At 67.2% G+C, this 13,808-nt stretch carries 11 protein-coding genes; 7 read left to right on the top strand and 4 right to left on the bottom strand.

Annotated features, from left to right (window positions below; all coding sequences use genetic code 11):
• Positions 1-13 precede the first annotated feature (13 nt).
• From mtrA to raiA, 5 genes are all read left to right on the top strand, one after another.
• Positions 14-694: an MtrAB system response regulator MtrA gene (gene mtrA / locus QMA07_RS04120; RefSeq protein ID WP_290160190.1), complete on the top strand. Its 681-nt coding sequence runs from the start codon at positions 14-16 to the stop codon at positions 692-694.
• Positions 695-701: 7 nt separating this feature from the next.
• A complete protein-coding gene (gene mtrB / locus QMA07_RS04115; protein ID WP_290160189.1) occupies positions 702-2,378 on the top strand; it encodes an MtrAB system histidine kinase MtrB in 1,677 nt (558 codons plus the stop codon).
• A complete protein-coding gene (locus QMA07_RS04110; RefSeq protein WP_290160188.1) occupies positions 2,375-4,096 on the top strand; it encodes an LpqB family beta-propeller domain-containing protein in 1,722 nt (573 codons plus the stop codon). The genes mtrB and QMA07_RS04110 overlap by 4 nt, the downstream gene beginning before the upstream one ends.
• A gap of 108 nt (positions 4,097-4,204) precedes the next feature.
• Complete coding sequence (locus tag QMA07_RS04105) at positions 4,205-4,897, top strand: phosphoribosyltransferase family protein (RefSeq protein WP_290160187.1); 693 nt, start codon at positions 4,205-4,207, stop codon at positions 4,895-4,897.
• A 94-nt stretch (positions 4,898-4,991) separates the two neighbouring features.
• Complete coding sequence (raiA, locus tag QMA07_RS04100) at positions 4,992-5,648, top strand: ribosome-associated translation inhibitor RaiA (protein WP_290160186.1); 657 nt, start codon at positions 4,992-4,994, stop codon at positions 5,646-5,648.
• A gap of 64 nt (positions 5,649-5,712) precedes the next feature.
• Here raiA and QMA07_RS04095 read toward each other — a convergent pair whose 3' ends face one another.
• A complete protein-coding gene (locus tag QMA07_RS04095) occupies positions 5,713-7,050 on the bottom strand; it encodes a hypothetical protein (RefSeq protein ID WP_290160185.1) in 1,338 nt (445 codons plus the stop codon).
• Positions 7,051-7,113: 63 nt separating this feature from the next.
• Positions 7,114-7,716 (bottom strand): PadR family transcriptional regulator, encoded by a 603-nt coding sequence (locus tag QMA07_RS04090; protein WP_290160184.1) that lies wholly within the window; start codon positions 7,714-7,716, stop codon positions 7,114-7,116.
• Positions 7,717-7,880: 164 nt separating this feature from the next.
• Between QMA07_RS04090 and secA the strand changes: the two genes are divergently transcribed.
• Positions 7,881-10,688, top strand: coding sequence for a preprotein translocase subunit SecA (gene secA / locus QMA07_RS04085; protein ID WP_290160183.1), 2,808 nt, complete (start codon positions 7,881-7,883; stop codon positions 10,686-10,688).
• A 71-nt stretch (positions 10,689-10,759) separates the two neighbouring features.
• On the top strand, positions 10,760-11,986 hold the full coding sequence (locus QMA07_RS04080; protein WP_290160182.1) for a pyridoxal phosphate-dependent aminotransferase: 1,227 nt from the start codon (positions 10,760-10,762) through the stop codon (positions 11,984-11,986).
• Here QMA07_RS04080 and QMA07_RS04075 read toward each other — a convergent pair.
• Together QMA07_RS04075 and QMA07_RS04070 are read right to left on the bottom strand one after the other, a co-directional pair.
• Positions 11,910-13,151 (bottom strand): hypothetical protein, encoded by a 1,242-nt coding sequence (locus QMA07_RS04075; RefSeq protein ID WP_290160181.1) that lies wholly within the window; start codon positions 13,149-13,151, stop codon positions 11,910-11,912. The genes QMA07_RS04080 and QMA07_RS04075 overlap by 77 nt on opposite strands.
• Positions 13,148-13,768 (bottom strand): hypothetical protein, encoded by a 621-nt coding sequence (locus tag QMA07_RS04070; protein ID WP_290160180.1) that lies wholly within the window; start codon positions 13,766-13,768, stop codon positions 13,148-13,150. Before QMA07_RS04070 ends, QMA07_RS04075 begins: the two co-directional genes overlap by 4 nt.
• Positions 13,769-13,808 lie beyond the last annotated feature (40 nt).

The raw sequence follows: 13,808 nt of genomic DNA, 5'->3' as shown, positions 1-13,808 counted from the left end.
TAAGGTAACAGTTATGACCTCACGCATTCTTGTGGTCGACGACGACACCGCGCTCGCCGAGATGATCGGCATCGTGCTGCGCACCGAGGGCTTCGAACCGGTGTTCTGCGCCGACGGTGCGCGCGCGGTCGATGAGTGGCGCACACAGCGCCCGGACCTCGTGCTGCTCGATCTGATGCTTCCCGGCATGGACGGCATCGAGATCTGCTCGCGGATCCGCGCCGAATCCGGAGTCCCCGTCATCATGCTCACCGCCCGCAGCGATACGGCCGATGTGGTGCGAGGGCTCGAGGTCGGAGCCGATGACTACATCGTCAAGCCGTTCAACCCGAAGGAGCTCGTCGCTCGCATCCGAACGCGGCTGCGTCCCGCCTCGCAGAACGTGGGGGAGCAGCTGCGAGTGGGAGACCTCACCGTAGACGTCGATGCCCACGAGGTGCGCCGTGGCACGGCTCCGATCGCTCTGACACCTCTGGAGTTCCAGCTGCTCGTCGCTCTCGCTTCGAAGCCGCAGCAGGTGTTCTCGCGAGAGATGCTGCTCGAGCAGGTGTGGGGCTATCACTACAAGGCCGATACTCGGCTGGTGAACGTGCATGTCCAGCGCCTGCGCGCGAAGGTCGAGCTCGACCCCGACAACCCGAAGATCGTCATGACGGTGCGGGGCGTCGGCTACCGTGCCGGGGGCGCGGGCTAGGTCGACCATGGCCGCGACCACAGCGACCACCACGGCGGTCGCTGTCATGCGCGACTGGCGTGGCTGGCCGAGCTTCCTGCGCGCGCTGTGGCGGAGCTCGCTGCGCTTCCGCACACTGACGATCACGCTTCTGCTGACATCGACCGCGATTCTGATCACCTGTGTGACGATGGCTCTCGTGATCCAGAACGATCTGTTCGAGTCACGCAAGAACGAGGCACTCGACGATGCGGCGCGCTCGGTGAACCAGGCGCAGGCGACTCTCGACGCCACGGCGCTCGGCGACGACCCGGCGGCCTTGCCCGAGCTCTGGGACAGCGTGCAGGAAGACCTGGGACGCAACTCGACGGCCGAGGGTCTCGCCGGATTCCGCATGGACGTCGACCCGGACGTCGCACTCAACGGCTTCACGGCAGGGCTCAGCGACAATCTGATCACCTCGGGCCTCAGGAACAGAGTTGTCGAGTTCGATGACTGGCAGTCGTGGCAGTCTGTGCCGCTCGAGGTCGGTGGTCGAGAGGTGCCGGGGATCATCGTCGGCCAGCAGCTGCGGGTGCCCGAGGCCGGTCCGTTCGAGATCTACTTCGCCTACGACCTCGCCGATGCCGACAACACTCTGGTCTTCGTGCAGCGCACCCTCTGGGTCGCCGGCATCGGCCTGGTCGCGATCGTCGCCGCGATCTCCTTCATCGTCCTCCGTACGGTCTCGACCCCCATCGTCGAGGCCGCGGAGACCAGTGCGCGTCTGGCATCGGGCGACCTCGGGGTGCGCATCGACGTGCACGGCGAAGACGAGATAGCCACGCTCGGCCGCTCTTTCAACGCCATGGCCGACAGCATCGAGTCGCAGATCAAGGAACTGGGTGAGCTGTCGCTCGTGCAGCAGCGCTTCGTCTCGGACGTGTCGCATGAGCTACGGACTCCGCTCACCACGATCCGACTCGCGGCCGACATGCTGAACGATCAGCGGGGCGAGTTCGACCCGACGACCGCGCGCACCACTGAGCTCCTGCACACGCAGGTGCAGCGGTTCGAGACGCTGCTGTCGGATCTGCTCGAGATCAGCCGCTACGACGCGGGCTCCGTGCAACTCGAACTCGAGGCGACGAGTCTCGCGCACCTCGCCGAGGACATCATCGAGCAGATGAGGCCTCTCGCCGACGACCGCGGCAGCCAGCTGAGGCTCGTGGCTCCAGGCGGCTACTCGCCCGTCGATATGGATCCGCGCAGAGTGCGACGGGTCCTGCGCAACCTGATCGGCAATGCGATCGAGCACGGCGAGGGCAGGCCGATCGTGGTCACCGTCGACAGCAATCAGCATGCTGTCGCAGCCGGCGTGCGCGATTTCGGTCTCGGCATGGATCCGGCCGATGCGGAGAGGGTGTTCGACAGATTCTGGCGCGCGGACCCGTCTCGCCAACGCACTCTCGGGGGCACGGGGCTCGGGCTGTCGATCGCGCTCGGCGACGCGACTCTGCACGGCGGCGCACTCGACGTCTGGTCCGAGCTCGGGGTCGGCACGAACTTCGTCCTGACGCTTCCTCGCAGGGGCGACGCGACGGATGGCCCCTCGCCCATCCCGATCGAGCCGCAGCAGCCTTTCGCCGATATCGATGACGCCACGCAGCCGATCCAGCTCGCCGACGTGCCGGCCGAGCTCTTCGACCGAGGGAGCATCGAATGACGTCCCGTAGTCCTCGAACGCTGCGCGGACTCGCGATCGCGGCCGTTGCACTCGTCCTGTCCGCGTGCACGGGGCTTCCCACGACCGGAGATGCGCAGCCCGGCAAGCCCCTCGGTGCCTCTCCTGAGGTTCAGGACTTCCTGCCGCTGGCCTCGGGGCCGGTGGACGGAGCGGGTCCCGCGGCGATCGTCGAGGGGTTCATGGAGGCCGCGATCACACCCGCGGACAACTGGAACACGGCTCGGAGCTTCCTCACCCCCGAGCTCGCATCGACCTGGCGCCCGAACACCGGGGTGTCGATCGACGTGAGTTCCGCGACACGCTCCTTCACCTCGAGCATCGAGGACGCCGATGACGAGGCGGACGATGGCGATACGGCGGAGGTGCGGGTCGCGTTCGACCAGGTGGCGAGTGTCGATGCGACCGGAGCGTATTCCGAGGCTTTCGGAGCGTCGAACTCGGCCTTCGTGGTCGAGCGCACGAAGGGCCAGTGGCGGATCGCCGAGGCTCCTGACGGCGTCGTGATCGACGAATCGAGGTTCTCTCGGGTCTACGACGACTACGCGCTGCAGTACTTCGACCAGGCGTGGGAGCGTCTCGTGCCCGATGTGCGCTGGTTCCCCAGACGCGCGACGGTGGCCACGACCATCGCCCAGTCCCTGATCGGCGGTGCGCCGAGCCCGTGGCTCGACCCGGCGGTGCAGAGTGCCTTCCCCCAGGAGGTCCAGCTCGCCCGTGACGCCGTGCCGATCGACCCGGATCAGATCGCCGAAGTCGCGCTGAACCGCGCCGCGCTCAGCATCGAACCGACGACCCTCGCACGCATGCGCACGCAGCTTCAAGCCACCCTCGTCGCTGCGGGGGTGCAGATCGATCAGGTGCGATTCACGGTCGACGGCCGGGCGCTGGAGGCCGGCGTCGTCGAGGTCGCGACCGACACGGCTGATGCCGGCAGTCTCGTCGTCAAGGACGGGACGTTCGGGATGCTGGTGGGCGGTGAGATCACCCCGATCCCCGGCGTCACGGATCAGATCCTGAACGCGGGTCAGCCCGTCACGGCGATCGATGTGTCGGCGGACAGCTCGCATGCAGCCGTGCAGCTGATCGACGGGCACGTCTGGCTCGCCGGCGATGGCGGCTTCGACGAACTCGATGCGCGGCCGGCGCTGGTGCGGCCGTCGATGGACCCCTACGACTTCACCTGGTCGGTGCCGTCGAATGCGCCGGCCTCTCTGCAGGCGATCGGCAGCGACGTCGCCCCGCAGGCGATCGCGAACGCGTGGCCAGACGCGTCATCGGTCTCCGCCATCCGAGTGTCGGCCGACGGTGCCAGGGTGGCTGCAGTCGTCGTGGTCGGAGGCGAGCGCTGGATCGTCGTCTCGTCGGTGATCCGCGACGAGACGGGACTGCCCACCGAACTCGGCCCGACTGAGCCACTGGCACAGCTCGAAGACAGCGCGGTGGGTCTCGTCTGGCTGGGAACCGACCGCCTGGGCCTCCTGACGGACCCCACCGACGGGATGGTCGTCACGCAGGTCGTGGGAGGACCGGGAGCGGCCGAAGTCGCTCCGACGGGCGCGGTGTCGATGGCCGGCTCGCGAGCCGCCACCGGCCTGCGGGTTCTGGGCGCGGACGGCGCCGTGTTCGCGCGAACCGGGTCGGCGTGGAGCGAGTCGATCACCGGAGTCTCTCTTCTCGCCACCAGAGCCGGTCACTGAGCTCGACTGGCTCTGCACAGCAGGTCGGTGCGGGCGGAGTCCTCACAGCGTCCGTGTTCCGTCGTGGTCTGCGATCCACGCGCAGGCTCGGGGCGACAGGATCGACGGATGCCGTCGCATCCGCATGCCCACGCCATCGGCGTCGAGGTGCTCGCTCTGCTGCTCGCAGCGACCTGCGCCGGGTGCGACCGGCCCGAGACGCTGCTGTGCGACGCATGCCGGCAGAGCATCCGGGCCGCGCCCCTCGTGCGACGCACGCCGGCGGGACTGCTCGTCCGCGCTGCCATGCCGTTCGAGTCGATCGCAGCCCGGTGCATCCGCAGACTCAAGGACGACGGCGAGACGATGCTCGCGCGCCCGCTCGGAGCGGCGTTGCGGGAGGTTCTCGCCGTCGTCGACGAGGAACAGGCCGCGATCGATGATCCGGTGCGCCTGGTGCCGATTCCGACGTCGCGGAGCGCGTTCCGACGGAGAGGCTACCGTGTGCCCGAGTTGCTGATTCGTCGAGCCGGTTCGGTGGCCGATCGCCTGCTCGTGTCTGCGGGCCGACGGACGGATCAGCGCGGACTCGACTCGGCGAGCAGGGCGGAGAACGTGCGGGGGAGCATGCGATCGCGACCGAAGCCCGGGGGCCGTGCAGTCGTGCTGGTCGACGACGTCGTGACCTCGGGAGCGACGTTCGACGAAGCGGCTCGCACGCTGCGAGACGCCGGGGTGCGGGTGGTGTCGGCGGTCGCGCTCGCCGCGACACCCCGTCTCGGGGAACGGAATGCGAACCCATCGGAGACACGCAGCAAATGACCCGTGACATCCGAGGTCAGGCGGACTACCGTTGGGGGTCACAAGGCGACCACGGTCCGCCCTTGGCCGGGAGGACCGGGACAAGGAGGCAGCAATGGAAACGAGCATCGTTGGCGTCGGGGTGGGTATCACCGACCGATTCCGCACCGTTGTCGAAGAGAAGATCGCCAAGATCCAGACGTTCGCGTCACGTGCGCAACGGCTGGATGTCAAGGTCACCCACCGGGTGTACCGCAACGGTCATGTGCCCGATGAGACCGTCGAGCTGACGCTGGTCAGCAAGGGCCCTGTCGTACGAGCCGAGGCTACGGACGGAGACAAGTTCGTCGCGCTCGACATGGCCGTCGACAAGATGGCCGAACAGCTTCGCCGGGCCAAGGAGAAGCGAGTCGACGGACGCCAGCATCCGCGTGGGGCGCACTTCGAGAAGGAGAGCGGTGCGCTTGAGGGCATCGACGTCCAGCCGGCATCCGTGGAGGTCCTTCGCGCGGTCGCGACGGGCACTGTGCCGATCCAGAACGATGACGACGAGGTCTACTCGCCGGTGGTCATCCGCACCAAGAACTTCGGAGCGGAATGGATGACCGTCGAAGAGGCCGTCGACCGGATGGAGCTGGTCGGACACGACTTCTTCCTGTTCGTCGACGTACGCACCGACCACCCGAGCGTCGTCTACCGACGCAAGGGCTGGGACTACGGTGTGATCGCGCTCGAGACCCAGGCTCCGCCCACTGAGGCGCTCGCCTCCTGAGTCGATATGACGACGGCCCGGTTCCAGATGGAGCCGGGCCGTCGTCATGTCCTGATCATGTGGTTCAGTCGAAGATCCCGTCGAGGATGCTTCCGATGACGAGACCGCCCAGAATCCCGGATGCGACGTCGCTGCCCCCGCCGCGTCGGCCGCCGCCGCTCCAGCCGCCGCCGCCCCAGCCGTCACCGCCGCCCCACCCCTGGTCCTGCGGGCGGGAGGAATCGATGTCACGCTGAGCGAGCTGCAGCGCCTCCGAGGCGAGGTGCGCCACGCGCCGAGCGCTGACCAACGCCTCGTCACGGGTCTCCTCCGCCGGAAGCAGATCCGAGAGGTCGACGCGCAGTCTCTCGGCTTCTGCGAGGCGAGTGCGGGCATCCGCGCCGATCCAGCCGCGGTGTCCGGCGATGAGTCCGCGGGCGACACCCAGCTGACGGTCCGCATCGTCGATCGCGTGCTGCACCTGCTGGATGCTGGGCAGCGGGTGTGCTTCACGGTGGCGGGCGGTGGCGATCGCGTCATCGAGGGCGGTGTTCGCCTCGCGCAGCTGCGACAGCTCCGCGAAGGGGTCTCCGGGCGAGCCGGCGGGCGACAGCGCGCTGAGAGCGTCCTGCAGGGCGGAGACAGCCGCAGCGACGGCCGGCACCTGCGGAGCGGTGCGTGCCGCGATGAGGTCGTTGCGGGAGTCCGCGACGACCTCGGCGAGGGTCGACTCCGCACGCAGCGCCTCGATCTCGAAATCCTCCACGGCATCGAGCAGAGCGGAAGCGCGGCGCGTCGCCTCGGTGGCGGTCTCGAGGGCGAGATTCGCCTCCTCGTTCTGCTTGGCGGCGCGACGCCGCTCGGAGACGGAGGCGCCGTGAGTGGCGAAGGCGATCAGCTGCTCGGCTTCCGCTGCGCTGGCTGTGATCTGGTGCATCGCCGATTCCGAGTAGCGAGAGGAGAGACGGGCGACGGTCTCGTTGGTGTGGGGGATCCGCGCGCTCAACGTCTCGGCATCCGCTCGCACCTGGGCGATCACCTCGGGTGCTCGGCGCACCTTCGAGATCGATGTCGCAAGGTCCGATGTCTTCTCGTCGAGCAGATCCTGCGCCCAATCGCACAGCTGCATGATCCGGGCGTTGCGGGTGCGGAGCTCCTCGGGCGTGTCGGGGATCTCATCGTGGTTGAGCTGGTGGAGCTGGAAAGCCTCGCGCAGGTGAGTGCGCACGGCGCTCAGCGCCTTCTTCAGGTCCCGAGTCAGCTGCTCGCCGAGCTCGGCCTCGGCGAACGCCAACTCGTCGGAGGTGCTCCTGATGCGCTCGTCCGCAGACACGAGCGCCTGCTCTGCACGGCGAGCCAGGTCGGCGTCCTGTGCGGCGAGTTGTTCCTGCTCGCGCTTGCGTCTGCCCCATATTCCAGCCATAGGACTGATCCTAGTTTCCCGGGCGGCAGCCCAGGCTGTGCATACGCTCCAGGCGAACTCCGCTCAGACCAGCGCCGCCGCTCCCGCCCTCGCCGGGCGGCCGCGTTTCGGTCGCTCGGATGCCAGCTCCAGAGCGAGCGCGTGCTGGGGATGCTGTGCGAGACGCGTCTGCACATGGTCCAGCCAGCGGAGCTCGGCCTGGGCGGTGAAGATCATCGAGTCGATCACGAGCGACCACGCGAGCCCCTGCGGGCTGTCGTCCTCACGGGCTTCCCGTGCCGCGGTGAGTTCCCCGAGGTGCTTCTCCGACGCCGCACGCTGGGTCGCGATCACGCGGGTCGCATCCGCGCCCGGAAGCGTCGCCGAGACTGCGAGCTTGATCGCGAGCTCGTCGCGTGTGGTCTGGCTGCGTGCGACGGGGGACGCCAGCCACCGGTCGACCTCGGATGCCCCGATGTCGGTGATCTGCCAGTACACGTGGCCGTGCGGATCGGCCGCTCCACGCTCGACGAGTCCGTCGCGCTCGAGCCGCTCGAGCGTGTTGTAGATCTGACCGACGTTGAGCGGCCAGACCGAACCGGTGCGTCGGTCGAACTCGTGGCGCAGCTGATGGCCGTAGCAGGGGCCCTGCGCCAGGATCGCGAGCAGACTCTGTCTGACCGACATGTGGACCTCCCTGTGTCGTGGATCAATATATACATACTCGGAAACGTCTTGGCGGCGCGCCATGCAGACGACGTGCAGGTCACGCACGGGTAACATGACAAGGTATGCCTGGCACGCGCCCGACGAGCGGCGCCGCCGGAACCATCGACAGGGAGATGACATCTGTGGCGAATCCTCTTGAGAAGCTGCTGCGCGCGGGAGAAGGGCGGGTCATCCGTCGCCTGAACCAGGTGGTGAAGGCCGTGAACGCGCTGGAAGAGGACATCTCCAAGCTCACGGACGATGAACTGCGCAACGAGACCGTCGAGCTGCGTGAGCGGTTCGCGAAGGGCGAGTCGCTCGACCAGCTCATGCCCGAGGCGTTCGCCGCGGTGCGTGAAGCGGCGAAGCGGACGCTCGGAATGCGCGCGTACGACGTGCAGATCATGGGTGGTGCGGCTCTTCACCTCGGCAACATCGCCGAGATGAAGACCGGTGAGGGCAAGACTCTGGTCGCCACATTCCCCGCCTATCTGAATGCGATCGCGGGCGAGGGCGTCCACGTGATCACGGTCAACGACTTCCTCGCGAGCTACCAGGCTGAGCTCATGGGCCGCGTGTACCGGGCACTCGGCATGTCGACGGGAATCATCGTCTCGGGTCAGACTCCGGCCGTGCGCCGTGAGCAGTACGCGTCTGACATCACCTACGGCACGAACAATGAGTTCGGCTTCGACTACCTTCGCGACAACATGGCGTGGCGCAAGGAAGACCTCGTCCAGCGCGACCACTACTTCGCGATCGTCGACGAGGTCGACTCGATCCTCATCGACGAGGCGCGGACGCCGCTGATCATCTCCGGTCCGTCGTCGGGAGAGGCCAACCGCTGGTTCGGCGAGTTCGCGAAGATCGCCCGCACCCTCGAGGCAGGCGTCGACTACGAGGTCGACGAGAAGAAGCGCACGGTCGGCGTGCTCGAGCCCGGTATCGAGAAGGTCGAGGATTACCTCGGCATCGACAACCTGTACGAGTCCGCGAACACCCCGCTGATCTCGTTCCTCAACAACTCGATCAAGGCCCTCGCGCTGTTCAAGAAGGACACCGATTACGTCGTCATGAACGACGAGGTCATGATCGTCGACGAGCACACCGGCCGCATCCTGGTGGGTCGTCGCTACAACGAGGGCATCCACCAGGCCATCGAGGCGAAAGAGGCCGTGCCGGTCAAGGCCGAGAATCAGACTCTCGCCACGGTCACGCTGCAGAACTACTTCCGTCTCTACGACAAGCTCGCCGGCATGACCGGAACCGCCGAGACCGAGGCGGCCGAGTTCATGTCGACCTACAAGCTGGGAGTCATCCCGATCCCCACGAACCGGCCGATGGTCCGCAAGGACCAGTCCGATCTCGTCTACAAGAACGAGACCGCCAAGTTCGCCCAGGTCGTCGAGGACATCGCCGAGCGCCACGCGAACGGTCAGCCTGTTCTCGTCGGAACGGTCAGCGTCGAGAAGAGCGAGTACCTGTCGCGACTCCTCGCGAAGAAGGGCGTCAAGCACGAGGTGCTGAACGCGAAGAACCACGCGCGCGAGGCAGAGATCGTGGCGCGAGCAGGACGTCTGGGCGCCGTCACCGTCGCCACCAACATGGCCGGTCGTGGAACCGACATCATGCTCGGCGGCAACGCCGAGTTCCTCGCCGTGCAGGATCTCAAGAGCAAGGGTCTCGACCCGGTCGAGACGCCCGAGGAGTACGAGGTCGCGTGGGACGAGACCTACGAGGCGATGAAGGCGATCGTGGCCGAGGAGGCCGAGAAGGTCATCAAGGCCGGTGGCCTCTACGTCCTGGGAACCGAGCGCCATGAATCGCGGCGAATCGACAACCAGCTGCGAGGTCGTTCCGGTCGTCAGGGCGACCCGGGCGAGAGCCGCTTCTACCTGAGCCTCACCGATGACCTGATGCGTCTGTTCCAGTCAGGGGCCGCCGAGGCGATTCTGGCTCGGACCAACTTCCCCGACGACGTCCCCATCGAGTCGGGTCTCGTGTCGAGGGCCATCCGCAGCGCTCAGTCGCAGGTCGAGTCCCGCAACGCCGAGATGCGCAAGAACGTCCTCAAGTACGACGACGTCCTGAACCGCCAGCGAGAGGCGATCTACGCCGACCGTCGTCACATCCTGCAGGGTGACGACATCGCCGACCGGGTCCAGCACTTCATCGAGGACGCGATCAGCGGCGTGGTGCGGGACCACACGGGCGAAGGGCACAACGAGAGCTGGGACTTCGACGCACTCTGGACAGAGCTCAAGACGCTCTACCCGGTCAGCGTGACGATCGACGAGGTCGTATCGGAGGCCGCAGGCCGCAAGGGCGGGATCACCGCGGACGGGCTGACCCGCGAGCTGCTCTCCGACGCGAAGATCGCCTACGAGACCCGCGAGGAGTCGCTCGGAGAAGCTGCCACCCGTGAGCTCGAGCGTCGCGTCGTGCTCCAGGTGCTCGATCGTCGCTGGCGTGACCACCTCTACGAGATGGACTACCTCAAGGACGGCATCGGCCTTCGGGCGATGGCGCAGCGTGATCCGCTGATCGAGTACCAGCGCGAGGGCTATGCGATGTTCCAGTCGATGATGGGCCAGATCAAGGAGGAGTCCGTCGGGTACCTCTACAACCTCGAGGTCGAGGTGCGCCGCGCAGGCGACTCGCAGACCGCCGAGGTGGAGGCCAAGGGCCTCGCCGAAGGTGCGGGAGACCAGCATCTCGAGTACTCCGCGGCGAACGACGCCGGCGAGGTCGAAGTGCGCGACGACAGAGGACGAGTCCAGCAGGCAGCGACCGAGAAGCTCCGTCAGGCGGCTGCCGCACGTCAGGCGCCGGCCGAGCAGGCCGAGCCCGAGGAGGCTCCGCGCGGAGCGTTCGGACAGCGCACGGAGTCCTCTGCAGCACCTGCCGGCAACCGCGAGCAGCGCCGGGCGCAGAGCAAGAAGAAGAAGTAGCAGGGCGTATGAAGAGAGGGGCCGGTCCGGATGGACCGGCCCCTCTCTTCGCGTCATTGTAGGCTTGCGCAATGACACCAACGCGCCACTTCGACCAGTCGTCGAAGCTCAAGAACGTCCTGTACGAGATCCGTGGAAACACGCTCGTCGAGGCGGCGCGGCTCGAGGCCGAGGGGCACCGGATCCTCAAGCTCAACACGGGCAACCCTGCGATCTTCGGTTTCGAGGCGCCGCACCAGATCGTGCACGACATGCTCGCGGCGCTTCCGACCGCGCACGGGTACAGCGACAGCAAGGGGATCATCTCGGCGCGCCGGGCCGTGGTCAGCCGATACGAGGAGATCCCCGGGTTCCCCCGGTTCGATCCCGAAGACGTGTTCCTCGGCAACGGTGTGTCCGAGCTCATCACGATGACGATGCAGGCGCTTCTCGACGAGGGCGATGAGGTGCTCATCCCGGCACCCGACTATCCGCTGTGGACCGCCATGACGAGTCTGGCTGACGGCACTCCGGTGCATTACCTCTGCGATGAGGACAACGGCTGGCAACCCGACCTCGAGGACATCCGGTCGAAGATCACTCCTCGCACCAAAGCCCTCGTGATCATCAACCCCAACAATCCGACCGGCGTCGTCTACTCTCGCGAGGTCCTCGAGGGGATGGTTCAGATCGCGAGAGAGAACCAGCTGCTGCTGCTCTCCGACGAGATCTACGATCGCATCCTGTTCGATGGTGCCGTGCACATCCCGACGGCCACATTGGCGCCCGATCTTCTGTGCCTCACCTTCAACGGACTCTCCAAGACGTATCGAGTCGCCGGATTCCGGTCAGGCTGGCTGGTGATCACCGGGCCGCAGGACCATGCGAAGGGTTTCCTCGAGGGGATCAACCTGCTCGCATCCACGCGCCTCTGCCCGAACGTGCCCGCGCAGTATGCGGTGCAGGCGGCTCTCGGGGGAGTGCAGTCCATCGATTCCCTGATCGCTCCGACCGGACGTCTGCACGAGCAGCGGGACATCGCATGGGAAGGGCTCGAGTCGATACCTGGCGTCTCCTGCGTCAAGCCTGTCGGCGCCCTGTACGCCTTCCCTCGTCTCGATCCCGATGTGCACGAGATCAGGGATGATGCGAAGCTGGTCTACGACCTGCTGGTCTCCGAGCACATCCTGCTCGTGCAGGGAACCGGCTTCAACTGGCCGACGCCCGATCACCTCAGGCTGGTCACGCTTCCCGAGCCTCGCGTGCTCGCAGAAGCCGTCGAGCGACTCGGGAACTTCCTCTCGAGCTACCGCCAGTAGACGGCTGCGACGCCGCAGAGCCATACGTCTCTGCGATGCGACGCACGCCGGCGACCAGGGTCGAACGCGGGGTGAGGTCCGCCATCGGCCGGGCGTGCAGCAGAGCGGAATCAGCGGCGCGCTGATCGAACGGCAGGAATGCGATGTCTGTGATGCCGGCGAATCTCTCGAGAGTACGCCGGATCTGACCACGCGCGTCGATGCCCAAGGTGCCTGGCCGCACCCGGTTCACGACGACCCTGATGGGCGTGGGGGTCGTGAGCCTTCGGAGCTCGGCATGTTCTCTCACGAAGCGACTGATGCCGAGGGGGTCTGCTGACGCGACCGCGATGATCGAATCCGCCTCCTGCAGCACCGCGACCGTCGCCGCGTGACGGCGCGGTCCGGTGAGGTCGTAGGTGGCTTCATCGTCTGCGTCGAAGGCGCTCCCCACGTCGACGACGGTCTCCTCCGCCCAGCTGCGGCAGGCGCGCAGAGTTGTCTGCAGGCGGCGGGCTCCCAGCTCCGGCCAGCGTCCGGGGCGATTGATGCCGCCGAGGACCTCGATCTCTCCGGCGCTGGTCTCGAGGATCGTCGCGAGACGTGTGAGCTCGGCCGAGTCGAGCGCGCCGAGTTCAGCGCGTCGGCACGCGGCGGCGATGCCGGGCGCGTCGTCACTCAGTCCGAGAAGCAGCGCCAGTGCCGGTGCGACGGTGTCGGCATCCACCAGGGCGGTGCGCCGACCCGTCCGGCAGAGTTCGACGGCGAGCTGGATCGCGATGGTCGATCTTCCCGGTGCTCCGGATGGGCCCCACACGGCCGTCACGCGATGTGGAGGCGACGCGGCACGCTCGCCGGTGTCGGGGATGTCAGCGGTCAGTGCTGCCGCGACCTCCCAGCCGCTCGCGTCCGTCGGGAGTGCGGTGGCGAGTCCGTAACGCCCGAGCAGCCTGCTGTCGCCGTCGCCGAGCGGCAGGATCCGCACACCCGCCCTGTCGCACTCGGCGATGAGCTCGAGCGTCAGAACCGAACGGCTGGCGGCGACGATGGCGGCATCGACGCCTGCGGGCAGAGGGAGTATCCCGCTCGGCTGGACGATGGAGAGCACACTGATGCCCTCCATCTCCAGCTCGTCGGCCAAGACGCGTGCGCGGGCTGCCGGCACGGCGATGATGACCGATGTCATGAGGTCGAACCGATCGGCACGACCGAGAGCACAGAGCCTCCGGTGATCGCTGCCAGCACCTCAGCGACATCTGCTCGATCGATCACGACCTCTGCGGTGGCGCCCTCTGCGGCGAGCATCCCCTCCGTCGTCGTGACCGATGCGACGATCGCGTCGGCCACGAGGATACGTGGGGGACTCTGACTGCCGTCATCGCCGGCCGGTGGCGAGTGCCAGAGCTCGATGATGCTCCCCGGGGCGACCTCAGCCGGGATCCCCGTACTGCTCTCGACCACGATCGTGGTCGTCCTGTCGGAGCCGGCGTCCTCGGCGGCTGAGGTCGCCAGGAGCTCGCCTTCGAAGAGCGTGCGGGACGCGACCTGGCCGGGTCGGAGTTCCTGCGGCGCGAGGTAGCGGTCGGTGACAGTGCCGAGGCCGACTTCGACGACCTGGAAGTCGGCCGACACGAGCGGTTCACCGAGCGCGATCGTGCGCGTCGCCTGAAGCACAGGGGTCGTGGTGCCGGAAGAGGAGACGACGGCCCACACGCCGCCGATCGACAACGCGACGACGGCGATGCCGATCAGGAAGCGCGCGTCGCCCCAGACGGCGCGGCGGGAACGGACGAACTTGCTCATGCCGACATGGTCACAGAAATCGGTGCGACTGCTCGAGACT

The sequence above is a fragment of the Microbacterium sp. APC 3901 genome, assembly GCF_030407765.1.
Lineage (GTDB): Bacteria > Actinomycetota > Actinomycetes > Actinomycetales > Microbacteriaceae > Microbacterium.
This window is presented reverse-complemented; position numbering and strand designations above follow the sequence as displayed.